General features: G+C 65.7%; 22 protein-coding genes. 13 read left to right on the plus strand and 9 right to left on the minus strand.

The annotated features are described in order from the left end of the window. Positions 1-2: 2 nt before the first annotated feature. Genes bchB through bchF form a run of 3 tightly spaced genes read right to left on the minus strand, consistent with a single transcriptional unit; the run spans position 3 to position 3,366 of the window. Positions 3-1,583: a ferredoxin:protochlorophyllide reductase (ATP-dependent) subunit B gene (gene bchB / locus C8J30_RS07355; protein WP_110805072.1), complete on the minus strand. Its 1,581-nt coding sequence runs from the start codon at positions 1,581-1,583 to the stop codon at positions 3-5. Then, positions 1,580-2,854 carry a ferredoxin:protochlorophyllide reductase (ATP-dependent) subunit N gene (locus tag C8J30_RS07360; RefSeq protein WP_110805073.1) on the minus strand — a complete coding sequence of 425 codons (1,275 nt, stop codon included), beginning with the start codon at positions 2,852-2,854 and terminating at the stop codon, positions 1,580-1,582. Before C8J30_RS07360 ends, bchB begins: the two co-directional genes overlap by 4 nt. Next, positions 2,851-3,366, minus strand: coding sequence for a 2-vinyl bacteriochlorophyllide hydratase (bchF, locus tag C8J30_RS07365; RefSeq protein WP_110805074.1), 516 nt, complete (start codon positions 3,364-3,366; stop codon positions 2,851-2,853). The genes C8J30_RS07360 and bchF overlap by 4 nt, the downstream gene beginning before the upstream one ends. A gap of 387 nt (positions 3,367-3,753) precedes the next feature. Between bchF and C8J30_RS07370 the strand changes: the two genes are divergently transcribed. From C8J30_RS07370 to idi, 8 genes are all read left to right on the plus strand, one after another. Next, positions 3,754-4,512, plus strand: a complete 759-nt coding sequence (locus tag C8J30_RS07370; protein WP_110805075.1) for a cobalamin B12-binding domain-containing protein — start codon at positions 3,754-3,756, stop codon at positions 4,510-4,512. A gap of 98 nt (positions 4,513-4,610) precedes the next feature. Continuing rightward, entirely contained in the window at positions 4,611-5,996 is a 1,386-nt protein-coding gene (gene ppsR / locus C8J30_RS07375) for a transcriptional regulator PpsR (RefSeq protein WP_110805076.1), read from the plus strand. 381 nt (positions 5,997-6,377) lie between these two features. Next, positions 6,378-8,105 (plus strand): magnesium-protoporphyrin IX monomethyl ester anaerobic oxidative cyclase, encoded by a 1,728-nt coding sequence (gene bchE, locus C8J30_RS07380; RefSeq protein WP_110805078.1) that lies wholly within the window; start codon positions 6,378-6,380, stop codon positions 8,103-8,105. 15 nt (positions 8,106-8,120) lie between these two features. Further along, complete coding sequence (gene bchJ, locus C8J30_RS07385; RefSeq protein ID WP_110805080.1) at positions 8,121-8,762, plus strand: bacteriochlorophyll 4-vinyl reductase; 642 nt, start codon at positions 8,121-8,123, stop codon at positions 8,760-8,762. A gap of 45 nt (positions 8,763-8,807) precedes the next feature. Beyond that, complete coding sequence (chlG, locus tag C8J30_RS07390) at positions 8,808-9,731, plus strand: chlorophyll synthase ChlG (RefSeq protein WP_110805082.1); 924 nt, start codon at positions 8,808-8,810, stop codon at positions 9,729-9,731. Then, entirely contained in the window at positions 9,728-11,014 is a 1,287-nt protein-coding gene (locus tag C8J30_RS07395) for a BCD family MFS transporter (RefSeq protein WP_110805084.1), read from the plus strand. The genes chlG and C8J30_RS07395 overlap by 4 nt, the downstream gene beginning before the upstream one ends. A 1-nt stretch (position 11,015) precedes the next feature. Continuing rightward, positions 11,016-12,191: a geranylgeranyl diphosphate reductase gene (locus C8J30_RS07400; protein WP_110805086.1), complete on the plus strand. Its 1,176-nt coding sequence runs from the start codon at positions 11,016-11,018 to the stop codon at positions 12,189-12,191. Positions 12,192-12,193: 2 nt separating this feature from the next. Next, the gene (idi, locus tag C8J30_RS07405) at positions 12,194-12,724 is read left to right on the plus strand and encodes an isopentenyl-diphosphate Delta-isomerase (RefSeq protein ID WP_181420808.1); all 531 of its coding nucleotides are present in this window, start codon (positions 12,194-12,196) and stop codon (positions 12,722-12,724) included. Positions 12,725-12,942: 218 nt separating this feature from the next. Here idi and bchO read toward each other — a convergent pair whose 3' ends face one another. The 4 genes from bchO to crtA are packed head-to-tail and all read right to left on the minus strand — an operon-like array spanning position 12,943 to position 17,267. After that, the gene (bchO, locus tag C8J30_RS07410; RefSeq protein WP_110805089.1) at positions 12,943-13,800 is read right to left on the minus strand and encodes an alpha/beta fold hydrolase BchO; all 858 of its coding nucleotides are present in this window, start codon (positions 13,798-13,800) and stop codon (positions 12,943-12,945) included. Between the two features lie 2 nt (positions 13,801-13,802). Continuing rightward, entirely contained in the window at positions 13,803-15,491 is a 1,689-nt protein-coding gene (locus C8J30_RS07415; protein ID WP_110805091.1) for a magnesium chelatase subunit D, read from the minus strand. A gap of 1 nt (position 15,492) precedes the next feature. Then, positions 15,493-16,545 (minus strand): magnesium chelatase ATPase subunit I, encoded by a 1,053-nt coding sequence (gene bchI, locus C8J30_RS07420; RefSeq protein ID WP_110805093.1) that lies wholly within the window; start codon positions 16,543-16,545, stop codon positions 15,493-15,495. Then, positions 16,542-17,267 carry a spheroidene monooxygenase gene (gene crtA, locus C8J30_RS07425; protein ID WP_110805094.1) on the minus strand — a complete coding sequence of 242 codons (726 nt, stop codon included), beginning with the start codon at positions 17,265-17,267 and terminating at the stop codon, positions 16,542-16,544. Before crtA ends, bchI begins: the two co-directional genes overlap by 4 nt. A 121-nt stretch (positions 17,268-17,388) precedes the next feature. On the opposite strand from crtA, the gene C8J30_RS07430 reads away from it, so the two are divergent. From C8J30_RS07430 to tspO, 3 genes are all read left to right on the plus strand, one after another. Then, positions 17,389-18,999, plus strand: a complete 1,611-nt coding sequence (locus C8J30_RS07430; RefSeq protein ID WP_394341921.1) for a phytoene desaturase — start codon at positions 17,389-17,391, stop codon at positions 18,997-18,999. Next, positions 18,996-20,024, plus strand: coding sequence for a 15-cis-phytoene synthase (gene crtB / locus C8J30_RS07435; RefSeq protein ID WP_110805098.1), 1,029 nt, complete (start codon positions 18,996-18,998; stop codon positions 20,022-20,024). Before C8J30_RS07430 ends, crtB begins: the two co-directional genes overlap by 4 nt. Positions 20,025-20,127: 103 nt before the next feature. Next, positions 20,128-20,610, plus strand: coding sequence for a tryptophan-rich sensory protein TspO (gene tspO / locus C8J30_RS07440; protein ID WP_110805099.1), 483 nt, complete (start codon positions 20,128-20,130; stop codon positions 20,608-20,610). Positions 20,611-20,660: 50 nt separating this feature from the next. Here the strand turns inward: tspO and crtC are convergent, their stop codons facing one another. Together crtC and crtD are read right to left on the minus strand one after the other, a co-directional pair. Next, positions 20,661-21,506, minus strand: a complete 846-nt coding sequence (crtC, locus tag C8J30_RS07445; RefSeq protein ID WP_110805101.1) for a carotenoid 1,2-hydratase — start codon at positions 21,504-21,506, stop codon at positions 20,661-20,663. A gap of 124 nt (positions 21,507-21,630) precedes the next feature. Further along, positions 21,631-23,055 carry a 1-hydroxycarotenoid 3,4-desaturase CrtD gene (gene crtD / locus C8J30_RS07450; RefSeq protein ID WP_342767524.1) on the minus strand — a complete coding sequence of 475 codons (1,425 nt, stop codon included), beginning with the start codon at positions 23,053-23,055 and terminating at the stop codon, positions 21,631-21,633. 136 nt (positions 23,056-23,191) lie between these two features. Here crtD and C8J30_RS07455 point away from each other — a divergent pair, with 136 nt between their 5' ends. Beyond that, entirely contained in the window at positions 23,192-24,061 is an 870-nt protein-coding gene (locus tag C8J30_RS07455; RefSeq protein ID WP_110805103.1) for a polyprenyl synthetase family protein, read from the plus strand. Positions 24,062-24,063: 2 nt separating this feature from the next. Next, entirely contained in the window at positions 24,064-25,245 is a 1,182-nt protein-coding gene (locus tag C8J30_RS07460) for a methyltransferase (RefSeq protein WP_110805104.1), read from the plus strand. Positions 25,246-25,315: the final 70 nt, after the last annotated feature.

Below are 25,315 nucleotides of genomic sequence, written 5' to 3' on the forward strand. Positions count from 1 at the left end.
ACTCATCGTGCATAATGGGCCTTGGCCTCATAGAGGGTTTCGACGGTGATGTCGCACACGCCTTTGTGCGCGGCATACAGTTCGGTGTTGCGTTTGGCCTTGCCCCGCACAAAGAACGGGATCTTGCGCAATTCGCGCTCGGCCTCGGGCATCCAGCGGATTTCGCCGCTGGCGGGGGTGTCGACTACCGGCGAGGGCGCTGCCGGGGTGTCGGAGGTCGCCGCTGGGGCCGCTTCTGCGGCCGGGACGACAGGGGTTTCTTCGCGCGCCACAGCCTTGCCGCCATGATGGCTGGCCCCGGCCGCGTCGTGGAATTCGAAATCTTCGCGGAACATCGTCAGCAGGTGCTCTTCGAGCCCCATCACCAGCGGATGCACCCAGGTGTCAAAAAGGACGTTCGCGCCTTCAAAGCCCATCTGCGGGGCGTAGCGGGCGGGGAAGTCCTGCACATGGACCGGCGCCGAGATCACCGCGCAGGGCAGGCCCAGCTTCTTGGCGATGTTGCGTTCCATCTGCGTGCCAAGGATCAGTTCCGGTGCCGCGGCCTCGATCGCCTTTTCGACTTCCAGATAATCATCGGTAACGAGCGCCTCGAGCCCGTATTCGGCCGCGGCACTGCGCAGCGGGCGGGCCATCTCGCGGTTGTAGCAGCCCATGCCGACGACTTCGAAACCGACTTCCTTCGCGGCGATCCGCGCGGCGGCGATCACATGGGTGCCGTCGCCGAAGATGAAGACGCGCTTGCCGGTCAGATAGGTGGAGTCGACCGAGGCCGACCACCACGGTTGGCGCAGCGTCGATTCGTCGGTGACGACCGGCAGGCCGGTGATCTTGCTGACCTCGGCGAGGAAATCGCGGGTGGCGCCGACGCCGATCGGCACGACCTTGGTGAAGGGCTGCTTGCAGGCCCGTTCCAGATGCCGCGCCGCCGATTCCCCGGTCTCGGGATACATCAGCACGTTGAAATGCGCCTGACCGAGCTTGCGCAGGTCATCGGGGCTGGCGCCCATCGGCGCGCAGACATTGACCTTGATCCCCATCGTGGCGAGAAGCTTCGTCACCTCGGCCACGTCGTCGCGATGACGGAAGCCAAGCGCGGTGGCGCCGAGCAGGTTGCAGGTCACCTCGGGCGTGCGCGGCATCTCGACCGCCAAAGCCCGCACCAGCGCGCGGAAGGTCTCGTCCGCGCCGTAGTTTTCCTTGCGCGAATAGCTCGGCAGTTCCAGCGGCACCACCGGCACAGGCAGGCCCAACGCGCGGGAAATCCCGTTCGGATCGTCTTGCAGCAGTTCCGCCGTGCAGGTCAGCGCCACGGCCATCGCCTGCGGCTTGTAGCGCGCATGGGCCGCCGCCAGCGCATCCTTCAGCAGGATCGCGGTGTCGGTCCCCATATGCGAGGCCTCGAAGGTCGAGAAGCTCACCGGCGGGCGGGCATTGCGGCGCTCGATCATCGTGAACAGAAGATCGGCGTAAGTGTCGCCCTGAGGCCCGTGCAGCACCAGCTGCAGGTCCTTCATTGCCGTGGCAACACGCATCGCGCCGACATGCGGCGGGCCCTCATAGGTCCAGAGCGTCAGCTTCATGCCGCGCCTCCGTTCAGCAATGCACGACGGCGCAACGGGCGCGAGAACAGCCCGGCCAGATCCCCCGCCTGCTCGTAGAAATGCACCGGCGTGAACACCAGTTCGATTGCCCACTTCGTCGCATGACCTTTCGCCTCGAGCGGGTTCGCCAAGCCCAGACCGCAGACGGTCAGGTCAGGGTTGATCGCTTCGTGACGGTCGAGCTGGGCTTCCAGATCCTGCCCCTCGGTCAGCGCGGTGTTCGAGGGCAAGAGCGCCAGGTCAGGCGCCATGATCGCCTTGTGCAGGAAGGGGGTGGCAATCTCGGTTGTCTTCATCCCGCATTCGCGTGCGAGGAACCGGGCCAGCGGAATTTCCAGCTGGCTGTCGGGGAACATGAACAGCGACTTGCCGTTCAGCGTCTCCAGATGCGCGGCAATCGCCTTTTTTGCCCGGGCCCGCGGCGCGGCGGTGACGGCTTCGAACTTTTCAGCCGAGACGCCATAGGCATCGGCGACCGCTTTCAGCCACAGCGTCGTGCCTTCTTCGCCAAAGGGGAAGGGGGCCACGATCCGTTTCGCCCCACGCCGCTCCAGCGCCCCGGCGGTTTCGCCAAGGAAGGGCTGCGCGAGGATGAAGCGGGTGTTCGGCCCGACGGCGGGCTCGATATCCGAGCGCCGCGCGGGCAGCATCCGCACCGGGCCGACGCCAAGCTGGGTCAGCAGCGACAGGCACTGATCCTCGACCACATCGGGCAGGGCGCCGACGACCAGCAGTTCCTCGGCTTGCGTGGTTTCCAGAGTCGGCACCATCGCGGCCAGGCAGGTGTCCTCGCCCTGGGTGAAGGTCGTGTCCAGACCCGAGCCGGTGTAGCTGTAAACCCGCACATGCGGCGCGTGGATGCCCGAGAGCCGCTCTGCGGCACGGTCGAGGTCGAGCTTCAGCACTTCCGAGGGGCAGGAGCCGACAAGGAACAGCTGCCGGATATCGGGGCGGCGCTCCAGCAGCTTCGCGACCTCGCGGTCGAGCTCCTTGTGCGCATCGGCGAGACCGGCCAGATCCTGTTCTTCCAGAACGGCGGTGCCGAACCGCGGTTCGGCAAAGATCATCACGCCCGCGGCGGCCTGCAGCAGGTGCGCGCAGGTGCGCGACCCCACGACCAGAAAGAAGGCGTCCTGCATCTTGCGGTGCAGCCAGACGATCGAGGTCAGGCCGCAGAAGACGGCTTTCTGACCACGCTCACGCCGCACCGGAGAATCGGTGCAGCCGAAAGTCGGCGAATCGAGGCTCATGGCGTCCCCCGTTCCATCACCAGGGAGCCGGCAGCTTCGGAAGCCGCCTGAAGCCGCGCTTGCCGCAGTTTCCACAGGAACTGTCCGGCGTTGATGACATAGGTTGCATAGGCAGCCAGCGCGATGAACATCTGGGTGTTATCGGACTGACCGGTGAAAAGCGCCCAGAGATAGGCCGTGTGCAGCGCGATCACCCCGAAGGAAAACACGTCTTCCCAAAAGAAGGCGGGGGCGAAAAGGTACTGCCCGAACACGACTTTTTCCCAGATCGCTCCGGTCACCATGATCGTGTAAAGCAAAAGCGTCTTGATCAGGATCGAGATCGTCGCTGCCTCGTAACCTGTTCCGGTCAAAAGGAATCTGACCACCAGCACGAGAGAGACACCGAAGGCCAGGAACTGCAGCGGGGCAAGGATTCCCTGCACCAGCGTCCAAGGCGTCGCGTCCCTGCGGGCGCGTTCTTCATCGGTGTAGAGTGCTTTACGCGACGGATTTTGAGGGGAGTTTGGCATAGTGGCAGCCAGCCTTTCTTCGTGAGCGCACTCTGCTGTAAAACTGGGCTTGTCACAAGAAAGTGTCAATGAAAACTTACACTCAGGGGCGGGACGAAACGCCGCTGCCTTGGGGCGTCTGGTCGCCTTGAACGGGTGGGGTCGGCCCGGCTAAACCCATGCCACGGCTCGTCAACGTGGAAGGCGTTGGCGAGGCGGGACGCGCCCTGTCCTGTCTGGCCCGGTTCTTGCACAAGCGGCGATGGTTGCATCGCTGCGCCTTGGCAATTGTGTTGGACAGACACGGCGAGTTGATGTGCAATAGATGTGGGTTTATTGACCCATGTCATGTTCCGCTCGTCGAGGATGAGGAACGATCCTTGACGACGTTGGGTTTCGGGGACTCGAATGCGGGATATAAGTGTTGAACTCGAGCATGGCTCGACGGGATGCCTTGACGGCTTCGTCGGTCCTGCTCTCGAAGCGATCGGGCGGCTTGTCGCGCGACGCATGAACGGAGTGGCGGAACTGCAGACCGTGCTTGTGAACAGGATGGTCGAACTTGCAACGGGACCTGAGCTTGGTGCGATGGACCTGCTGTTCGACGAATTCCGCGCCGCGCACGTTTCGGTCGAAGAGATGACCACCCATTACATCCCTGAGGCGGCCCGCCAGGTCGGCGCCGCCTGGGACGCCGACCGGATCGGTTTCGCGCAGGTGACGATCGCGATTTCGCGCCTGCAGGAGCTGGTTCATGCCGCGCAGTCGATGGTCGCGGCCGACTCAGTTGGTTGCGCTAACGGTGCGACGGTCCTTCTGGTCATCCCGCCGGGCGAGCAGCACACCCTCGGGTCGCTGATCGTGGCGATGGAACTCCGCCGCAGGGGGGTGTCCGTAAGGATGCTTTTCGCCCCGGGATTGAGTGATTTGTCGCGTTTGATGGCGACAACCCGGTTCGATGCTGCTTTGATTACGGTCGGCAGCATGGACAGGGTTGAAATCTGCGCCAAACTTGTCAAAACCCTCTCCAGCCTGACGAAGGGGCGGATGCGGGTTGCGATAGGTGGGGCCATCGTATCACAACGCGCGGAAGCACTCGCAAGAACCGGAGCGGATCTGGTGACGAATGATCTTTCGCTCGTCATTTCGGAATTTTCTCTGGTATGACTGAAAACGGTTGTGGGTCGAGGATGACGAAGGAAGGCTGACGAAGAGACACGGGTTGTGGAAAGGTTACGGCCGTGACATCTGATGGAAGCTTCTTGATGCGCCGGGAGGCCCTGCAACGGGTCGCTCCCGAGCTATTGGCTGACATCGTGACGTCAGCCTGTGACATCGCTCTGGTCGTGTCGCCGGGGCGGGTCATCGAATCGGTCATGATCAGTCCGAACCTTGGCTCCGCCGAGCGCTTCGCATCGTGGCAGGGCGCGCGTCTCGCGACGATCTTCAGCCCGGAAAGCGCGCACAAGCTGGACAACCGTCTTGCCGACGGTCCGGAGCCGGGGCGCACGCTGCATCTTGAGCTGACCCATAACGGCGACGCCTTCTCGCTTCCGATCCGCTATTCGATCACCCGCTCGGGCGACGATGGCACGCTTCTGATGATCGGGCGCGACATGCAGCCTCTGGCCGAGGTGCAGCAGCAGCTGGTCAAGGCGCAGCTGGCGCTGGAACGCGATTACGAAGCGCAGCGCGAGATCGAAACGCGCTATCGCGTGCTGCTCGAGGCCCATCCGGCGCCGCTTCTGATCGTGTCGATGTCGACCGGGCGGATTGCCGACCTCAACATTGCCGCCGCCGAAATGATCGGCGCCACCCGGGCCGAGTTGATCGACGCGCCGGTGGGGCAGGAGCTCGACGGCCGTCGGCGCGGCGAGTTCCTCGAGAATCTGGCGAAGCTGGCCGGGTCGGACCCGCTTGGGGGAATCGAGCTGACGATCCGCCGCTCACGCCGCAAGGTGACGGTGACGGCGACCCTTTTCCGCGCCGCGGGCGACCGGCTGCTGCTGTGCCGTCTGGGCGAAGCCGAGGCGCAGCGCACCCGCGTCGATGACACTGCCGAGCTGACCGAGCGTCTGTTCCTCAAAGGTATCGACGCGATGGTCTTTCTGGATGCCAATGGCACGATCCGGGCGGCGAACGATGCCTTCCTGTATCTCACCGATGCCGGTTCGGCATCGCTGGTGCAGGGGCGCTCCTTTGCGGAATTCATGTCGCGCGGGGCGATTGACCTCAACGTGCTGCTCGACAACGTCAAGCGCATCGGCCACCTGCGCCATTACGTGACGCGGCTGAACACCGATTTCTCGGGGCAGGTCACGGTCGAGCTTTCGGCGACGCTGTTCCACGATCGGGCCACGCCGACGATCGCGCTGGTGATCCGGGACAGCAACCTTGCCGATGCGACGCGGATCATGCCGGGCATGGCCTCGAACGAGGGGCTGCGCAACGTGATGCAGATGGTCGGCTACGCGACGCTGCGCGACATCGTCTCGGAAACCACCGAGATCATCGAGAAGATGTGCATCGAGACCGCGCTGGAACTCACCGGCTACAACCGGGTGGCGGCGGCCGAGCTTTTGTCGCTGTCGCGCCAGTCGCTTTACGTCAAGCTGCGCAAGTTCGGCCTGCTGTCGAAAGACGCCGAATAAGATCGCCGTCGCGGATTGGAGCAAGGCCGGGAAGCGTCCTGCGTTTCCCGTTCCCGCAAGGACTCCGCGCCCGCTGCAGCTGAAATCCCCCATGCCTGATTCACCTTTGGGAAAGCCCGTCGCCCAGGATGGACGAAGGGTCGCTTTCGGCACCCCCTTGTTCCCGCTTTTTTCCGCCCGTTTCCGGCTGCGCCACCCCGTCGCAGGCCCCCCGAGGGTGGGGGAGGGGCTCATGCAGAATCAAGGAATATCAAAAGCTTGCGGGCGCGGTTTGGGCGCCGCGACAGGGGTGCGGCAATTTTCTGCATTTGACCTGTGCGATTTAATATGGTTGGGATACATGTCAACTGAGGTTTACACCTACGCCCTGGAGGGTCAGCCATGCGCATCCTTTTCGTCCACCCCAATTACCACTCCGGCGGGGCCGAGATCGCGGGGAACTGGCCCCCGGCTTGGGTCGCCTATCTTGCCGGTCACCTGAAGAAAGCGGGTTTCGACGACATCCATTTCATCGATGCGATGACGCTGAACGTGTCCCACGATGAACTGCGCAAGAAGTTCGCCGAACTGCAGCCGGACCTGATCGGCGTGACCTCGATCACGCCCTCGATCTACGAGGCGGAAGAGACGCTGAAGATCGCCAAGGAAGTCGTGCCGAATGCGGTGCGCGTGCTTGGCGGCGTCCATGCCACCTTCATGTTCCGTCAGGTCCTGTCGGAAGCGCCCTGGGTCGACGCGATCGTGCGCGGCGAAGGCGAAGAGATCATGGTCGAACTGGCGCGCTGCGTCGCCGAAGGCCGCTGGCCGGAAGACCGCGCCTCGATCAAGGGTCTGGCCTATCATGACGGCACCGAGATCGTGGCCACGCAGGCCGCGCCGACCGTCAAGGACATCGACAGCCTGAAACCCGACTGGTCGCTGATCGAGTGGAAGCACTACATCTATATTCCGCTTGGCGTGCGCGTCGCGATCCCGAACATGGCGCGGGGCTGCCCCTTCACCTGCTCGTTCTGCTCGCAGTGGAAATTCTGGCGCGATTACCGCGTTCGCTCGCCGAAAGCCGTGGTGGACGAGATCGAAGATCTGGTGAACAACTACCAGGTTGGCTTCTTCATCCTCGCCGACGAAGAGCCGACGATCAACAAGAAGAAATTCGTCGAATTCTGCCAGGAGATGATCGACCGCGGTCTGAACCACAAGGTCAAGTGGGGTATCAACACCCGCGTGACCGACATCTACCGCGACCGCGACCTGCTGAAGTTCTACCGTGAAGCGGGCCTTGTGCACATCTCGCTCGGCACCGAAGCCGCGGCGCAGCTGAAGCTCGACCTGTTCAACAAGGAAACCACCGTCGCCGAGAACAAGGAGGCGATCCGCCTTCTGCGCGAGGCCGACATCTTCACCGAAGCGCAGTTCATCGTCGGTCTGGACAACGAGACCAAGGAAACGCTGGAAGAAACCTTCCAGATGGCCTGGGACTGGCAGCCGGACCTTGCGAACTGGTCGATGTACACGCCCTGGCCCTTCACGCCGCTCTTCCAGGAGTTGCGCGATCAGGTCGAGGTGTTCGACTTCTCGAAATACAACTTCGTGACCCCGATCATGAAGCCGAAGGCGCTGACCCGCGGCGAGCTGCTCGACGGCGTGATGAAGAACTACCGCCGCTTCTATATGCGCAAGGCGCTGTTCCACTATCCGTGGCGCGGCACGGGCTTCCGCCGCAAATATCTGCTCGGCTGCCTCAAGGCCTTCCTCAAGGCGGGCGTCGGTCGGACCTTCTATGACCTCGGCAAGGCCGGGTACTGGGGCCCGCAGACCAAGGACACCGTCGATTTCCACTTCGACACCACCCGGCAGATCGCCGAGGCTCAGGTGGCCGACTGGGAAGCCGCGGCCGACCGTTCGCGCAAGCACAAGGAACGGCAGGAAGCGATCCGGGCGCAGATGAAAGACCGTGCGACCGAGCGCAACACTGCCAACTTCGTGATGCCCGCGGATGCGGAGGACGAATTCGACCTCTCGGCCGAGACGCACGAAGCGCGCAGCGCCGAACATGCGGCGATGGCCTGCGGTGGCGGCAAAGACCAGATGGTCGACGCTGCGGAATAAGAAGGAGTGACGGCCATGAGCGGTGCCGAGCATGCGCCGCAGGATGACGAGCCCCGGATCGGGCCGAATGCCATCCTGCAAACGATCGGCGTGCTCGACCGCCACCTTGGCCGTGCCGAGCGCGACCGGATCATGCGGCTGGCGGGCGTGCCCGTCCCGCCGCCTGACTCGGGGATGCTGCCGGAAAGCCAGTGCCGGGCCGTGCACCAGGCGCTGCGGGTCGATCAAGGCGAAGCCTCCGAGGGTCTCTTGTGGCTCTCGGGGCTTGCGACCGGCGATTATATTCTTGCCAACCGCATTCCGGGGTTCGCCAAGGCGATCATCCGCGCGCTGCCGGGGTTTCTCGGCGCGCGCTTCCTTGCCTCTGCGATCACCAAACACGCCTGGACCTTCGTCGGCTCCGGGCGGTTCCGGGTGGAACGCTTCCGCCCGCTGACCTTCCGCATCGATGACAATCCGCTGCGCGCCGACGCGGCTGAACGCCCCTCGTGCTTCTGGCATGCGGCGGTGTTCGAGCGGCTGTTCGGCACGCTTGTCTGGCCCGAGGTGGCGGTGGAGGAAATCTCCTGCGCCTCGGTCAGCGGGGGGCCGTGTCTCTTTGTCCTGCATCCGCACGGCAAGAAAGCGGCTATGCCCAGCTCTGTCCAATCCGGCTGAGGCCCCTTCGGGCCCATGCCCCGCAACTTCCGGTGACCTGACCCCATGAGCGCCCAAGACCTTTCGCCCAGCCGCCGCAGCATTCCCGAACCGCGGGCGATGCTGGAACTGATCAAGCCGGTGACGTGGTTCCCGCCGATGTGGGCCTATCTCTGTGGCGCGGTCTCGTCGAACGTGCCGATCTGGGAGAACAAGGGCGTCGTCGTGCTGGGCATCGTTCTGGCCGGTCCGATCGTCTGTGGCATGAGCCAGGCCGCGAATGACTGGTGCGACCGCCATGTGGACGCGATCAACGAGCCGCATCGGCCGATCCCGTCCGGCCGCATCCCGGGCCTCTGGGGGCTTTATATCGCCATCGCCATGTCGCTTCTGTCGCTCGTTGTCGGCTGGCAACTGGGCAGCTGGGGCTTTGTCGCGACGCTTCTGGGCGTTGCCGCCGCCTGGGCCTATTCGGTGGAGCCGGTCCGGCTGAAACGCTCGGGCTGGTGGGGGCCGGGGCTGGTGGGGCTGGCTTACGAGGGGCTGCCCTGGATCACCGGCGCCGCCGTGCTGCTCGCCACCACGGACAGCGCGCCCGGCTTCCCGATCGTGATGATGGCGACGCTTTACGCGCTTGGCGCGCATGGCATCATGACGATCAACGATTTCAAGGCGATCGAGGGCGACCGCAAGCTCGGCATCAAGTCCTTGCCCGCCGTCTACGGCCCGGAAATCGCGGCGAAGATCGCCTGCACGGTGATGGGGCTGGCGCAATCGCTGGTCATCACCATGCTGTTTTTGTTCTCGAAACCCTTCCATGCCACCGCCGTGCTGTTCCTGCTCTTCGGGCAGTTCTGGGCGATGGCGGTCTGGATGCGCGACCCCGAGGGCAAGGCGCCCTGGTATAACGGCACCGGCGTCGTGATGTATGTCTCGGGCATGATGATCACCGCCTTTGCGCTGCGGGGCTTCACGGGCCTGCCGTCATGACCTTGGGCTGGGGCCAGATCGTCCGGCTGGGTCTTGTCCAGCTGTGCATCGGTTCGGTCGTGGTGCTGACCACCTCGACCCTGAACCGGCTGATGGTCGTCGAACTGGCCCTGCCTGCGATTCTGCCGGGCGCGCTTGTCGCGCTGCACTACGCCCTGCAGATGAGCCGCCCGGCCTTTGGCCTGCGCTCGGATACCAAGGGCAACCGCACCGCCTTCATCATCGGCGGCATGGCGGCGCTTGGCCTTGGCACCTTCCTTGCCGCGCTGGCCGTGGCGATCTATCCGCTGGCCGGATGGCAGGCGCTGGCACTTTCGGTCTTTGCTTATGTGCTGATCGGCTTTGGGGTCGGCGCCTCGGGCACGTCGCTTTTGGCGCTGCTCGCCTCGGGCACCGATCCTCGCCGCCGCGCCGCGGCCGCAACGATCACCTGGCTGATGATGATCTTCGGCATTGCCGTCACCGCGGGTGTGGTGGGCAGCCTGCTGGACCCCTATTCGCCCGTGCGACTTCTCTGGATCGTCGCAGCCGTGGCGCTGATCGCTGTCACCGTGACCACAGCCGCCGTCTGGGGGATCGAGCGCAAGCTTGGCGCCCCTGCGACCGAGGAGGCCTCGGTCCGGCTCATCGACGGCCTGCGCGAGGTCTGGGCGGAACCGCAGGCGCGACGTTTCACCCTCTTCATCTTCCTGTCGATGACCGCCTATTTCCTGCAGGAGCTGATCCTTGAACCCTATGCGGGGCTCGTCTTCGGCTTCACCGCGGGCGAGACGACGAAGCTGACCTCGGTGCAGCATCAGGGCGTGTTTCTGGGGATGGCCACGGTCGGGTTGGCGCTGTCGGGGCTGAAGATCGGCACTCTGCGCGGCTGGGTCGTGGCGGGTTGCCTCGGCTCCGCCGCCGCCATCGCCGGGGTTGCCGCGATGGGGCAGGTTGAGGGCGGACGCATCCTGCCCGCGGTTTGGGCGCTGGGGTATTTCAACGGCGTCTTCGCCGTGTCCGCCGTCGGCGCGATGATGTCGCTGGCGGGCGAGGGGCGCTCGGCCCGCGAAGGCACGCGGATGGGCCTTTGGGGCGCGGCGCAGGGGATTGCGGCCGGGTTCGGCGGTCTCTTGGGCGCTGGCGCGGCCGATGTGATGCGGCTGGTTTTGCCCGACGCCACGGCGTTCGGGGTGGTTTTCGGGGCGCAGGCGCTCCTGTTCATCGTCGCGGCCATGATGGCGACCGGCACGGTCGCCGCACGGGGCGCGGCACGGGTTCCCACGGTCATGGCGGGTGAATGAAATGAAATACGATGCTTTCGTGGTTGGTGGCGGCCCTGCCGGGTCGACTGCCGCATGGGATATGGCCCGCGCGGGTCTCAAGGTGGCCCTGCTTGACCGGGCCGGTCGCATCAAGCCCTGCGGCGGCGCGATCCCGCCGCGGCTGATCCGCGACTTCGACATTCCCGATCACCTGCTGGTGGCCAAGATCACCTCGGCGCGGATGATCTCGCCCACGGGCCGCTTCGTCGACATTCCGATCGAGAACGGCTTTGTCGGCATGGTCGACCGCGAGGATTACGACGAATGGCTGCGCGAGCGCGCGGGCAAGGCGGGCGCGGACCGGATCACCGGCACCTGGCTGCGGATCGAGCGCGACAGCGGCAAGACCGTTGTCGTCTGGCGCGACAAGGTCACGGGCGAGGAAATGAAGGCCGAGACCCGCGTGGTGATCGGCGCCGACGGGGCGAATTCGCAGGTGCGCAATGAAGTGCCCGCGACGAAGATCCCGCTCGTCTTCGCCTATCACGAGATCATCAAGGCACCGACCAACGTGGCGAACTACGACCCGACGCGCTGCGATGTCTATTATGACGGCCGCATCAGCCCGGATTTCTACGGCTGGGTCTTCCCGCATGGCAAGACCGCCTCGATCGGCATGGGGACCGAGCTTCCCGATGTCAGCCTGAAGGACTGCACCGCGCTCTTGCGCGAGATGTCGGGTCTGGCGGGCGAGGAAACCATCCGCAAGGAAGGCGCGCCGATCCCGCTGCAACCGCTCGATGTCTGGGACAACGGCAAGGATGTGGTGCTCTCGGGCGATGCCGCGGGCGTCGTGGCGCCGTCCTCGGGCGAGGGGATCTATTACGCCCATGCCGGTGGCCGCTATGCCGCCGAAGCCGCTATGGCCTTCCTGAAATCGGGCAAACCCGCCGATCTGAAACTGGCGCGGGCGGGCTTCATGAAAGAGCACGGCACCGTCTTCAAGGTGCTGCGGATGATGCAGGACAAGTATTACCACAGCGACGAACGCCGCGAGCGCTTCGTGTCGCTTTGCCATGACGTCGACGTGCAGCGCATGACGTTCGAGAGCTACATGAACAAGAAGATGACCAAGTTCCAGCCGATGAAGAACCTGAAGATCGGCTTCAAGAACCTGGCGCACCTGTCGGGCCTCGTGTCGCCGCAGTGGACCTGATCATGGCCGAGGAAATGATCCCCGCCTGGGTCGAGGGCGTGCTGCAACCCGTCGAGAAGCTGGAGGCCCACAGGAAGGGCCTCCGCCATCTGGCGATCTCGGTCTTCGTGACGCGGGGCACGAAGGTGCTGCTGCAACAACGCGCGCTGTCGAAATATCACACGCCGGGGCTGTGGGCGAACACCTGCTGCACCCATCCCTATTGGGGCGAGGACGCGGCCACCTGCGCCGCGCGGCGTCTGGGGCAGGAGCTGGGCATCGTCGGGCTGAAGCTGCGCCATATGGGGCAGCTCGAATACCGGGCCGATGTGAACAACGGCATGATCGAGCACGAGGTGGTGGAGGTTTTCACCGCCGAAGCGCCCGAAGGCGTCGAGCCGCAGCCCGATCCCGAAGAGGTCGCGGATACCGAATGGGTCCGCATCGACGCGCTGCGCTCGGAGATCCACGCCAATCCGGAGCGCTTCACGCCCTGGCTGAAGATCTACATCGAGCAACACCGCGACATGATCTTTCCGCCGGTCGTGGCGTAAGATTTCGCCCGGGGCGCAAGCGCCCCGGGCGACCCGCGGGGGGCTCCGCCCCCCGCACCCCCCGGCGTATTTTGCCAAGGAAAAAGCCGGAGTGGGTTGAGCGTTTGATCGCTTCGCGGGGCGGATCCCCCGGGTTACTCTTTATCTTGCTCCAAATATCTCGGGGGTCCGGGGGCAGAGCCCCCGGCGAGTCGCCTTGGCGCAGCCAAGGCGAAATCTCACCCCTCGAGCCAATCCAGAATCATCCCCGACAGCCCGTCCGGCGCCACCTCGTGGATCAGATGTCCGCCATCGATCCGCCTGAGAGTGGGCAGCGGCAGGAACCGCGCTGCGTCCGCGGAGACATGGGCGGGCACCGCCTTGTCGCCATTCCCTGCAATCAGGAACACCGGCTTGGCGATCCTGGGCAGGGCGCCGATCAGCGGCCCGAGCTCCCATTGCGCCATCATCCGCAGCCCGCCATCCACATGCTCGGGGTTCTGGATCAGGAACGTGTATTGCGCCTTGCCCGCCGCGTCGATCGTGCTGCCGGTCATGTCGAGAAGCTGCCCGATCCTTTGCCGCGAGGCGCCGAACCGCGTCACCAGCGGCGCGGTGAAGGGCAGTGCGGCGAGGCCCCGCGCCATCATCGGGAAGATCACCCCTGCAACGCCCTCGAAGTGATCAAGCGCGGCGTTGACCCCCACCACCCGCGGCACGGGTGTCTCCAAAGCCAGTTGCAGCGCGATCGCGCCGCCCGCGGAATGGCCGATCACCGCCACGGGCTTGATCGCCATCTGCTGGCAGAGCTTCCAGACATCCTCGGCCATCGGTTTCAGGCCAAAGCGGTTGCGCGCGGTCGAGCGGGAACAGCCATGCCCCGGCAGATCGGGGACAATCACCCGATAGCCCGCGGCCACAAGCCCCGGGATCATGCGGCGGAAACTGTGGCCCGAGGCGCCAAGCCCATGCAGCAAAAGCAACACCGGCCCGTCAGCAGGGCCGGTGTCGATCACCCACCAGTCGATGGGCCCGACCCTGTGGCGCGCTGCGGCCGACCGATAGGGCCAGTTTGCCGGCAGCACGCGTGGGTCCATCGTTACGCCTCCAGAGCCGCTCCCAGAACGTCGGCCATCTTGTGCGCCGTCGCCCTTGGCAGGGCAATGTAGTGGGCGTCCATGTTGCGGGCAAGGTCGACCAGCGCCGGATTGGGCCGCATCGCCGTGTCGATGATCACCGCCGGCATGCCGCTGGCCCGGATCGCGCGCGCGACCTTGGTCGCCTGCTCACCAGCGAGTTCGCGGTTCGCCGTGCCATCCAGCGCGATGTTCCCGCGACCGTCGGTCAGCACCGCGATCGTCGGCGTCATGCCGCGCGAGCGCGCCTGTTTCGCCGTCACCATCGCCATTTCAAGCCCGCTTGCGAGCGGCGTGCCACCGCCGCCCGGAAGGCCCTGCAACTGCCGCTTCGTCTGCGTCAGCGAGCGGGACGGTTGCAGCAGAACTTGCGCCGCCGTACCCCGGAAGGTGATCAAGGACACATGGTCCCGCGCCGCATAGGCCCGGCCCAGCAGCAGCTCGACCGCGCCCTTGGCTTCCGACAGCCGCGCCACCGCCGCCGAGCCCGAGGCGTCGACGGCAAAGATCAGCACGCGGTCGGACATCTCCTTGCGGCGCTTGATGTGGATGTCGGAGCTTTCGACCAGCAGCACCCGTTCGGTGCCCGCGGGTGCCTGACGGCGCCGCAGGCCCTGCCACGGCGCGGCCGAGCGCAGCGTGGCCACCAGATCGATCTTGGCATCGTCTTCCAGCTTGCCCTTGCGCGCAGGCAGGGGGCGGCCGCGGCGGTTGCCGATCTGCTCTTGCCCGGCACCCTGACCGCCCGAGGCCGCGCGCAACCGGCTGCCCATGTTCAGCGTTTGCAGGATGTTGTCGGGCAGCATCGCCCGGACGGCCTCGACCACGATCTCGGGCGGGATGCCGTCGAGCGGGTCGATCTGATCCTGTTCGTCCTGCTGGTTCTCGCCCTCGTTCTGCTCCGGCGGTTCCGGCGGCGGCGGGGGAGGGGGCGGCGGCAGCTCTTCGAGCGGCAAGGCCCGATGCGCCAGCGTCAGTTCCGCAGCATGCAGCACGTCCTCGGCCTCGACGGTGGTGCGGCCCGCCAAAGCGGTCAGGATCCGCGCCGCGGTCAGCGCCAGCATCGGCGCGCGCAGGCTGCCGATGCCCAGTTGCCGACAGCCCTCGACAATCTCGCCCACGCGGTCGGCGGGCATCTTGACATGGGGCAGCAATTCCCGCGCGCGCTCGATCTGCGCGGTGTCGGGCAAAAGCCCGGGCCCGTCGATCGACCGCACCTCGGAGAGATCGACGAAGAGCCCGAGCCGATCCGCCACCGCATGCGGCAGCGCCTCGTCGGGTTCAGCGGCCTCATCCAGCGCGATCAGCGCATGCTGGCGCAGATCGAGCGCCTGCGCCAGACGCGCGCCCAGTTTCGCCGTGCAGCGTTCCGCCATCGGCAGGATGAAAACGCTCGGCCGATCCAGCATCCCGCCCTTCAGGACGGGTTTGCCGGAATGCAGCGTTTCGGCCACGTCGAGCCCGCCATAAAGCGCGCCATCATCCACGTTCGGCGGCAGACGGCGCAGCGCCATCGGGAAGGGCAGCTTGGCCAGCGTATCGGTGAAGGCCAGCCGGATCGGACCGGCGCGCGAGCGCAGCCACAATCCGCCGACCGCGGCGGGGTCGACCGTCAGCACCGCGAGGGCCGACTTCAGGCGTTCGTGGTCCATGTTACGGCAACGTTTCTTCGACCGTCCGGGCCACGCGGGCCGTCGAGCCAGCTTCATCAAGGGGATCGCGGCGCAGACGGTGCGAGAGCGCCATCGTCGCCACCCGCTTCAGGTGATCGCGACCCACGGCCGGCGCGCCTTCGAGCGCGGCCAAGGCACGGGCAGAGCGCAGCAGCGTCAACTCGCCCCGCAGACCGTCCGAGCCAAGCGCGATGCAGAGCGCGGCGCAGTCGTAAAGCGCGGTGTTCGGCGCCTCGACCTTCGGCAGACGCTCGCGCGCCTCGAGGATCTGGTTGCGAATGTCCATGTCCTTCGGACGCCATTCCTCGAGGAAGGCCTTCGGATCGGCGTCATAGGTGTCGCGGCGACGGATCACCTCGACCCGGGTTTCGACGTCGCGGGGCGACAGAACTTCGACCGACAGGCCGAAACGGTCCAGCAGCTGCGGACGCAGGTCGCCTTCTTCCGGGTTGCCCGAGCCGACCAGAACGAAACGGGCCGGGTGACGGATCGAGAGACCATCCCGTTCGACCACGTTCTCGCCCGATTGGGCGACGTCCAAGAGCAGGTCGACGATGTGATCTTCCAAGAGGTTGCATTCGTCGATGTAGAGATAGCCGCGGTTGGCACGGGCGAGCAGGCCCGGCTCGAAGGCTTTCTCGCCCTTCGAGATCGCGCGTTCGATATCGAGCGCACCGACCACGCGGTCTTCCGACACACCGAGCGGCAGGTCGACCACCGGGGTCGGCTTGCGCACCACCTCGGTCGAGATCACGGTCGCCCAATCGGGGATCATGTCCACGTTCGGCGAGGACACCGGGCAGCCCGCGACCGCTTCGATTTCGGGCAGCAGGGCCGCCAGCGCGCGCACGGCGGTCGATTTGCCGGTGCCGCGGTCGCCAAAGACCAGAACGCCGCCGATGCCGGGATCAACCGCGGTCAACAGCAGCGCCAGTTTCATGTCTTCCTGACCGACGATGGCAGAAAAGGGAAATACGGGTCTCGTCTTCGCCCCGGAGGCGGAGGGTTGAAGTCGAGCGACGGCGGTAGTCATGCAGTTTCCCTTTCCAAGACTTTGCTGGCGAGCGGGTCCTTGCCCATCCAGCTTCCCTCGGTCCCAAGCAGTCGGAACCGGGCGTAGAGTTCTTCGGTGAACCAACCTTCTTCACGCGCAGCGCGGATCGCCTTGCCATGCGGCGTGTCGCCGCGGGCAAAGGCATTCATCTTTGCCACATCCGGCCAGATCGAGAAAGTCACTTGATGGAAAAGGGGAATTTCCCCGATCCCGATCTTGAACATCAGGTTCTGATCCTCGCCGACCTTTTCGGAAATCTTCGGCACGCGTGACCAGAAGGCATTGGCCTTGTGCGGCTTGATCGCGGCACGGGTCAGGGCGACGACAGGTTCGTTCGGGCTCGGTTCGGCGGGCGTTTCGGGCAGGAAGGCGTTCACACCGCCCCAGGTGCCGCGCGCCGAAAGCGGCTGCAGGTGAAACACCAGCGTTTCCGCGGCATGCGCGCGCCAGCGCTTCCAGACCGGATGGTTGGTCGTCACGTCGCGCGCGTCGGCTTCGGTGTCAAAGGCGGCCATGATCGCCCAGACGCGCCAGTTCGGCTTCGGCGTGAACCCCTCGCCGGTGCCGGACCCGCAGAGCTTGTAGAACTTCACCCGCGGCTCGTCGTTCAGGGGGCGGCGGGAGAGGATCATCTGGCTGATGACCCAGGGCAGCGAGCTTGTCCCGTCAAAGCGGAACAGGCTGAGTGAGGCGACAGGCATCTACGTCCTCCCCTAGAAAGTGTAACGTGATATTTACATCTGGCACCCTTGTAATGGAAGGCCTCAGACGTTTTGTCGCGAGACGGCGTCGACAGTTGTAAATCGGAATTGACGACCTATCATCCCATCAATGAAACCTGAAACTACCGAAGAAACCATGTCCAAGAACACAGAAGGTATGGGTCGCGCCGTCGTTATCGGTGCCGGCCTTGGCGGTCTTGCTGCGGCGATGCGGCTGGGCGCAAAGGGTTACAAGGTGACGGTCGTCGATCGTCTTGATCGGCCCGGCGGGCGTGGATCCTCGATCACCAAGGGCGGGCATCGATTCGATCTCGGGCCGACCATCGTCACGGTGCCGGACCGTCTGCGCGAGCTTTGGGCCGATTGCGGGCGTGATTTCGACAAGGACGTGACGCTTGCTCCGATGGAGCCCTTCTACACCATCGATTTCCCCGATGGCGAAAAATACACCGCTTACGGCGATGACGAGAAGGTCAAGGCCGAGGTGGCGCGCATCAGCCCCGGCGATGTCGAAGGGTTCCGCCATTTCATGTGGGACGCCAAGGCCCGCTATGAATTCGGCTATGAGAATCTCGGCCGCAAGCCGATGCACAAGCTGTGGGACCTGATCAAGGTTCTGCCGACCTTTGGCTGGCTGCGCGCCGACCGCTCGGTCTATGGCCATGCCAAGAAGATGGTGAAGGACGAGCATCTGCGCTTCGCGCTGTCGTTCCACCCGCTCTTCATCGGCGGCGACCCCTTCCATGTGACGTCGATGTATATCCTCGTCAGCCAGCTCGAGAAGAAATTCGGCGTCCATTATGCGATGGGCGGGATTCAGGCGATCGCCGATGCGATGGCGAATGTCATCCGCGATCAGGGCGGCGAAGTGCGGCTGAACACCGAGGTCGACGAGATCCTGGTGTCGCGCGATGGCAAGGCCACGGGCATCCGTCTGATGGATGGCACCGAGCTTCCGGCGGCCGTGGTCGTGTCGAACGCCGATGCGGGCCACACCTACAAGCGCCTGCTGCGCAACCGCGACCGCTGGCGCTGGACCGACGACAAGCTCGACAAGAAGCGCTGGTCGATGGGGCTTTTCGTCTGGTATTTCGGCACCAAGGGCACGGCCAAGATGTGGAAGGATGTGGGTCACCACACCGTCGTCGTCGGGCCGCGCTACAAGGACCACGTTGCCGACATCTTCATCAAGGGCGAGCTGGCCGAGGACATGAGCCTTTATGTCCACCGTCCGTCGGTCACCGATCCGACCGCCGCGCCGAAGGGCGACGACACCTTCTACGTGCTGTCGCCGGTGCCGAACCTCGGCTTCGACAATGGCGTGGATTGGTCGGTCGAGGCCGAGAAATACAAGGCCAAGGTGCTGAAGGTGATCGAGGAGCGGTTGCTGCCGGGCGTCACCGAGAAGATCACCGAAGAAGTGGTGTTCACCCCGGAGACCTTCCGCGACCGCTATCTGTCGCCGCTCGGTGCCGGGTTCTCGCTTGAGCCGCGGATCTTCCAGTCGGCCTGGTTCCGCCCGCACAACATCTCGGAAGAGGTCGATGGCCTTTATCTCGTCGGCGCGGGCACCCATCCGGGCGCCGGTGTGCCTTCGGTGATCGGCTCGGGCGAGCTTGTCGCGCAGATGATCCCGGATGCGCCGAAGCCCGAACCCACCGCGGCGGTTGCGCCCAAGGCCCGGTCGCCCCGGGCCAAGGCGGCGAAATGATCGCCGAAGCGGATATGGAGGTCTGCCGGGAGCTGATCCGCACCGGCAGTTACTCCCTCCATGCGGCGTCCAAAGTTCTGCCGGCGCGGGTGAGAGACCCCGCGCTGGCGCTTTACGCCTTTTGCCGCGTCGCCGATGACGAAGTCGACGAAGTCGGCGCGCCGCGCGACAAGGCTGCGGCGGTTCTGAAACTTGGCGACCGGCTGGAGGATATCTATGCCGGTCGTCCGCGCAATGCGCCCTCGGATCGCGCCTTCGCAGCGGTGGTCGAGGAATTCGAGATGCCGCGCGAATTGCCCGAGGCGCTGCTCGAGGGCTTCGCCTGGGATGCCGAGGGGCGGTGGTATCACACGCTGTCCGACGTGCAGGCCTATTCGGCGCGGGTCGCGGCGGCCGTGGGCGCGATGATGTGCGTGCTGATGCGGGTGCGCAACCCCGATGCGCTGGCGCGAGCCTGCGATCTGGGCCTTGCGATGCAGATGTCGAACATCGCCCGCGACGTGGGCGAGGATGCCCGTGCGGGCCGTCTCTTCCTGCCTACCGACTGGATGGTCGAAGAGGGGGTCGATCCGCAGGAATTCCTGCGTGATCCGCAGCCGACCAAGGGCATTCGCCGGGTGACCGAGCGTCTGTTGAACCGGGCTGACCGGCTTTACTGGCGCGCGGCGACGGGGGTGCGGCTTCTGCCCTTCGATTGCCGTCCGGGGATTCTGGCCGCGGGCAAGATCTATGCCGCGATCGGCACCGAGGTCGCCAAGGCGAAATTCGACAACATCACCCAGCGCGCGCACACGACCAAGGGCCGCAAGCTGTGGCTGGTGGCGAATTCCGCGATGTCGGCGACGGCGGCGTCGCTGCTGCCGCTCTCGCCGCGGGTGCATGCACGTCCCGAACCCGAAGTGGCGCATCTGGTCGATGCCGCCGCGCATCGCAACCTGCATCCGGAACGCTCGGAGGTGCTGATCTCGGCGCTGATGGCGCTGAAGGCGCGGGACAGGGGGCTGGTGGTCGATCGCGCCTCGTAAGGGGGTGTCCTGACGGGTTTCGTGAACGCCCGCGACGGAAAGTCACTGGATAAACACGCGCCCCGGGTTCACAACGGGGCGTGTTTCATTTGGGAGACCCGAGATGAGCCTGACCTTGTTTGCCGTCTATTTCGTTGCCTGCGCCTGCGCCGGGGCCACCGGGGCAATCTTCCGCCCGGGGGCCTGGTATGAAGGCTTGAAGAAACCGAGCTGGATCCCGCCGAACTGGCTGTTTCCCGTCGCCTGGTCCACGCTTTACATCCTGATGTCGATCTCGGCCGCGCGGATTTCGGGCTTTGCCGCGGAAAACGAACTGGCCGTGCTGGGGCTTGGGCTTTGGGCGATACAGATCGCCGTCAACACGCTCTGGACGCCGATCTTCTTCGGCCTGCACCGGCTGGCCGGGGGCATGCTGGTGCTGGTGCTGCTGTGGCTGAGCGTCTTTGCCACCTGCGTCGTGTTCTGGAGCGTCGATTGGGTTTCGGGGCTGATGTTCGTGCCCTATGTGGCCTGGGTCACCGCCGCGGGCGCGCTGAACTTCAGCGTCTGGCGGCTCAATCCGGGGGAAAAGCCGATCGAGCTTTGACCTGACTCAAGCTTGCAAAGGCCCGCCGGGATCACCGGCGGGCCTTTTTCTTAGTCCTTGTGTTTCCACCCGGCCCGGCGCGGCACCCGCACGGCCAGCATCGGTTTCAGGACCGGCTGGCGGAACCGCACCAGATCGAGCGCCTCGTGCATCCCCACCGTTTCCTCGCCGTCGATCTGCGTGCGCATCAGCGCGCGGGAATAGAACGGCGCTTCCAGCAGCGAATAGACGCCCGCCGGATGCGCGCCCGGATCGCAGCGGGTTTCGCGGCGCACGAACCACGGCGTGCGCTTCATCTTGACGAGCGGCGGCGGGGTGTCGATCTCGCACACCGACCCGTCCGGGTTGATCTGCACGGCCAGCGCCACCTTGGACCGGTCAAGCCGCGTCGCATCGTAGAAACACACCGTCCGGTCGCGCAGCGGAAACCGCCCCCAGGTCCAGAACGAGAAGTCCTCCTCCAGCGCGCGGTCGCCGAAATTGGCGTCGAAATAGCCGTGGCCGGTCCATTTGTGCCCCGGTGCCAGATCGACTTCGACATCGGCGATGGGCGCGAAGGGCCGCCAGGTGTGGCCCGCATCTGGCGTGAGCCGCACCTCGACCCCGGTCACCGCGCGCGGCGTCAGCACGACGCGACCCTTCAGCTTGCCCAGCTTCGGCAGCGCGCCCCATTCGTCAACGTCGATCACCAGTTCCTTGCCGGTCCAGGTCAGCTTCGACGGCCCGACCTGAAAGCTGTCGCGCGATTGCCGCAGGGCAGACCGGCCGCGGTCGGTCATCGTGAAGCGCCCGTCGGTGCCGGTCGTCACCATGTTGATGCAGCAGTGGTTTTGCGGCTCGCGCCGCCCCGACCAGCGATACCACGGGCTGAAGACCGAGCCGATGAAGGCGATCATCGAGAAGGCCTTTTCGCCGTCGTCGGAGATGCCGTCGCAATACCACCAGGCGTAACCGTTCGGCCCTACTTCGCGGCGGAAATCCGGTCCGCCAGCAAGGCCCGTGCTGCATGCGTCCCGGAAGTCAGCGCCATGGGCACCCCGGCACCCGGGTGCGTTCCCCACCCGCCAGATAGAGCCCCTTGAGCCCGGTTCGCGCCAAGGGCCGCCGGAACGTCGCCAGCGTCCCCTCCGGCGAGCCGCCGTAGATCGCCCCCAGCGAGCCCGGGAACCGCCGTGACAGCAGCGCCGGAGTTGTCAGCGCCTTGCTGTCCGGGTCCGGACTGAAGGTCAGTCCCATCGCGGCGAGCATCGGGAAGGTGCGTGCCCTGCATTGTGCCTCCTCCTGAGGAAAGGGTTGATGGCCTGCGGGGCCGTTCATGATGATCTCGAAGCGCTCGATTTCCGGCACCGGGGCGGCCATCTCGCGGTCCTGGGCACAGATGTAAAGCGTGGGTTCCTCGGGCATCTCGCCCGCGCCGATCGGGCCGAATTCCAGCTCGGGATCGGCGGTGAAGAAGACGTTGTGATGCGCGAGGTCCACCCCGATCGGCGTCGCGCCAAAGGCCCAGACCCAGGCGGAAAGGCTCGGATCGGGGCGGGCGGTTTTCTCCATCGAGGCGCGGGCGGCATCGCCCAGAAGCCCGTCGCGCAACGCCCCCGGATCGCCGTTGAAGATGCAGGCGTTGCAGGGGATCGAGGCGCCGGTCTCGATCTCGACTGCGGTCACCCGGCCTTCCTTGCGCACGATGCGCTTGGCCTTGGCGCCGTAATGGAACCGGACCCCCTTCGTCTCGGCGACGCGGGCCAGCGCGGCGGCCACGCCGTGCATCCCCTCGCGGATCGCCCAGACGCCCTGAACCTCGGCCTGCCAAATGAGCGACAGCACCGCGGGCGTCGCCCCCGGACGGCCGCCGACATAGGTGGCATAACGACCGAAAAGCTGCGCCAGCCGCGGGTCCTTGAAGGTCGCGCCGAGCAGATCGCGCATCGTCAGGCCGGGTCGCAGCGCGGGCCAAAGCTGCGGGCGCGTCACCGTTGCCGCAGCGATTCGCAGCAGATCCGGCTTCGGCGCGGCAATGACCGAGGCATGGAACGCCTCCCAGAGCCCGAGCGACAGCCGATCGAAGCGGCGGAATGCCGCAGCTTCCTTGTCGCCCGCAAAGGCGCGGATCGCCTCGATATTGGCCTCGGTGTCGGTGAAGAGGTCGAGCGAGGAGCCGTCGGGCCAGAAATGCCGGGCGAGTCGGGGCAGGGGGATCAGCGTCAGATGTTCGTCGGTGCGGGTGCCGCAGGCCGCGAAGAGCGCGTCCAGAACATGCCGCATCGTCAAGACCGTGGGCCCCGTATCCGCAGGCCCGCCGGGGGTCGGAACCGCCCGCGCCTTGCCCCCGGGCGCATCGCCCGCCTCAACAACCGTTACCCGCAGGCCCGCCGCCGCCGCACCGATGGCCGCCGCAAGGCCGCCCATTCCGGCGCCGATCACCACGACGTCCGTTTCACTCCGCATCGCTCGCTCCCGCACGCACCGCCATCCGCACCCCCTCGGGAGTGCAATTTTGTCCCATATTCTTGGGTGTACGTTTCAGTTTACACAGGTAGGTGCGAATGCCAATGTGCGTCGTGACGCAGCGGAGGGCTCTGTCATGTCTCTGGATAAACGTATCGAGTCGGCGCTGCTTAAGGCGCTGTCGCCCGAAGCTTTGGGCGAATGTCCGCCTCTGCTTGCCACCGCGCTGCCCTATGGCGTGTTCCCCGGTGGGGCGCGGATCCGGCCGACGATCCTTGTATCGGTCGCGCTCGCCTGTGGCGACGATTGCCCGGCCATCACCGATGCCGCGGCCGTGGCGCTCGAGCTGATGCATTGCGCGAGCCTCGTGCATGATGATCTGCCCGCCTTCGACAATGCCGACATCCGGCGCGGCAAACCGAGCCTGCACAAGGCCTATAACGAGCCGCTGGCGGTTCTGGCGGGCGACAGCCTGCTGATCCGCGGCTTCGAGGTTCTGGCCGATGTGGGGCACGTCAACTCCGACCGCGCGCTGAAACTGATTTCGAAGCTCGGTCAGCTTTCGGGCGCCCGTGGCGGCATCTGCGCCGGGCAGGCCTGGGAAAGCGAAACCAAGGTCGATCTGGCCGCCTATCATCAGGCGAAGACCGGGGCGCTGTTCATTGCCGCGACCCAGATGGGCGCGATTGCGGCGGGCTACGAGGCCGAGCCGTGGTTCGATCTGGGGATGCGGATCGGCTCCGCCTTCCAGATCGCCGATGACCTGAAGGATGCGCTGATGTCGGCCGAGGCGATGGGCAAGCCCGCCGGGCAGGACATCGCGAACGAGCGTCCGAATGCGGTGAAGACCATGGGCATCGAGGGGGCGCGCAAGCATCTGCAGGACGTTCTGGCCGGGGCGATCGCCTCGATCCCGTCTTGCCCCGGTGAGGCGAAGCTGGCCCAGATGGTGCAGCTTTACGCCCACAAGATCATGGACATCCCGGCCAGCGCCGAGAGGGGCTGATCGTGCCGAAGGACGACCAAGAGGGCGCGATGACCGATCAGACTTCCGCGCCGAGCCTGATGGGCAAACAGCCGCAAGTTCCCGGGCAGCCCGGGCCGGTGCCGGTGCAGCCGGGGCGGGTGAATTTCTTCACCCGTATCGCGCTGTCGCCGCGGTTGCACGAAATCTTCGAACGCATGCCGCTGATGCGCCGCGTCACCCGCCGCGAGGGCGAGGCACTGTTCGACGTCGTCTCGGGCTTCGTGCAAAGCCAGGTTCTGCTGGCCGTTGTCGAATTCCGGGTGCTGCACATTCTGGCCGGGGCGTCGTGGCCCTTGCCCGCGCTGGCCGAGCGTACCGGCCTGCCCGAGACCCGGCTGGCCGTGCTGATGCAGGCGGCGGCCGCGCTCAAGCTGGTGAAGTTCCGCCGCGGCCTGTGGCAGCTGGCGCCGCGCGGCGCGGCCTTCATCACCGTGCCGGGGCTCGAGGCGATGGTGCGCCATCACCCGGTCCTTTACCGCGATCTGGCCGATCCGGTGGCCTTCCTGAAGGGCGACACCGAACCGGAGCTGGCGGGCTTCTGGCCCTATGTCTTCGGGCCGCTGGCGCAGGAAGATGCGGGTCTGGCCGAGCGCTATTCGCAGCTGATGGCCGACAGCCAGCGCGTCGTCGCCGATGACACCTTGCGCATGGTCGATCTGCGCAACGCCAAACGGGTGATGGATGTGGGCGGCGGCACCGGGGCGTTCCTGCGCTCGGTCGCCAAGCAATATCCGGAGCTGCCGCTGACGCTGTTTGACCTGCCGCATGTGCTGGCCGTGGCGGAGCGCTTCAGCCCGAAGCTTGACTTCGCGCCGGGCAGTTTCCGCGACGATCCGATCCCGACGGGCGCCGATGTCATCACTTTGGTGCGCGTGCTGTATGACCATCCTGACAGCGTGGTCGAGCCGCTTCTGGCCAAGGTTCATGCCGCGCTGCCGCCGGGCGGGCGTCTGATCATCTCGGAAGCGATGGCGGGGGGCGCAAAGCCCGATCGTGCCTGCGATGTCTACTTCGCCTTCTACACGATGGCGATGAGCTCGGGGCGCACGCGCTCGCCCGAGGAAATCAAGCAAATGCTTGAAAAGGCTGGGTTCTCGAAGGTTTCCAAACCGCGTGCCCTGCGCCCCTTCATCACCTCGGTGATCGAAGCCGAACGCGGCTGACACGGCTGCGTTCGGACTTCGCCCCGCGCTCGAGGGGCAGAAAGTCGCACATCCGATTGGCGCAAAAGTG

The organism is Rhodobacter viridis (genome assembly GCF_003217355.1).
Lineage (GTDB): Bacteria > Pseudomonadota > Alphaproteobacteria > Rhodobacterales > Rhodobacteraceae > Rhodobacter > Rhodobacter viridis.

What these genes read in the sequence shown, in the direction of transcription:
- crtA (WP_110805094.1), bottom strand. Translation starts at nt 17,267, where the DNA reads ATGCCTGTCGCCTCACTCAGCCTGTTCCGCTTTGACGGGACAAGCTCG.
- crtD (WP_342767524.1), bottom strand. Translation starts at nt 23,055, where the DNA reads ATGCGGAGTGAAACGGACGTCGTGGTGATCGGCGCCGGAATGGGCGGC.
- bchE (WP_110805078.1), top strand. Translation starts at nt 6,378, where the DNA reads ATGCGCATCCTTTTCGTCCACCCCAATTACCACTCCGGCGGGGCCGAG.
- C8J30_RS07415 (WP_110805091.1), bottom strand. Translation starts at nt 15,491, where the DNA reads ATGGACCACGAACGCCTGAAGTCGGCCCTCGCGGTGCTGACGGTCGAC.
- C8J30_RS07360 (WP_110805073.1), bottom strand. Translation starts at nt 2,854, where the DNA reads ATGAGCCTCGATTCGCCGACTTTCGGCTGCACCGATTCTCCGGTGCGG.
- bchI (WP_110805093.1), bottom strand. Translation starts at nt 16,545, where the DNA reads ATGACTACCGCCGTCGCTCGACTTCAACCCTCCGCCTCCGGGGCGAAG.
- crtC (WP_110805101.1), bottom strand. Translation starts at nt 21,506, where the DNA reads ATGATCGCCTTCATCGGCTCGGTCTTCAGCCCGTGGTATCGCTGGTCG.
- C8J30_RS07455 (WP_110805103.1), top strand. Translation starts at nt 23,192, where the DNA reads ATGTCTCTGGATAAACGTATCGAGTCGGCGCTGCTTAAGGCGCTGTCG.
- crtB (WP_110805098.1), top strand. Translation starts at nt 18,996, where the DNA reads ATGATCGCCGAAGCGGATATGGAGGTCTGCCGGGAGCTGATCCGCACC.
- tspO (WP_110805099.1), top strand. Translation starts at nt 20,128, where the DNA reads ATGAGCCTGACCTTGTTTGCCGTCTATTTCGTTGCCTGCGCCTGCGCC.
- ppsR (WP_110805076.1), top strand. Translation starts at nt 4,611, where the DNA reads ATGCGCCGGGAGGCCCTGCAACGGGTCGCTCCCGAGCTATTGGCTGAC.
- chlG (WP_110805082.1), top strand. Translation starts at nt 8,808, where the DNA reads ATGAGCGCCCAAGACCTTTCGCCCAGCCGCCGCAGCATTCCCGAACCG.
- idi (WP_181420808.1), top strand. Translation starts at nt 12,194, where the DNA reads ATGGCCGAGGAAATGATCCCCGCCTGGGTCGAGGGCGTGCTGCAACCC.
- bchF (WP_110805074.1), bottom strand. Translation starts at nt 3,366, where the DNA reads ATGCCAAACTCCCCTCAAAATCCGTCGCGTAAAGCACTCTACACCGAT.
- bchB (WP_110805072.1), bottom strand. Translation starts at nt 1,583, where the DNA reads ATGAAGCTGACGCTCTGGACCTATGAGGGCCCGCCGCATGTCGGCGCG.
- C8J30_RS07370 (WP_110805075.1), top strand. Translation starts at nt 3,754, where the DNA reads ATGCGGGATATAAGTGTTGAACTCGAGCATGGCTCGACGGGATGCCTT.
- C8J30_RS07400 (WP_110805086.1), top strand. Translation starts at nt 11,016, where the DNA reads ATGAAATACGATGCTTTCGTGGTTGGTGGCGGCCCTGCCGGGTCGACT.
- C8J30_RS07395 (WP_110805084.1), top strand. Translation starts at nt 9,728, where the DNA reads ATGACCTTGGGCTGGGGCCAGATCGTCCGGCTGGGTCTTGTCCAGCTG.
- bchJ (WP_110805080.1), top strand. Translation starts at nt 8,121, where the DNA reads ATGAGCGGTGCCGAGCATGCGCCGCAGGATGACGAGCCCCGGATCGGG.
- bchO (WP_110805089.1), bottom strand. Translation starts at nt 13,800, where the DNA reads ATGGACCCACGCGTGCTGCCGGCAAACTGGCCCTATCGGTCGGCCGCA.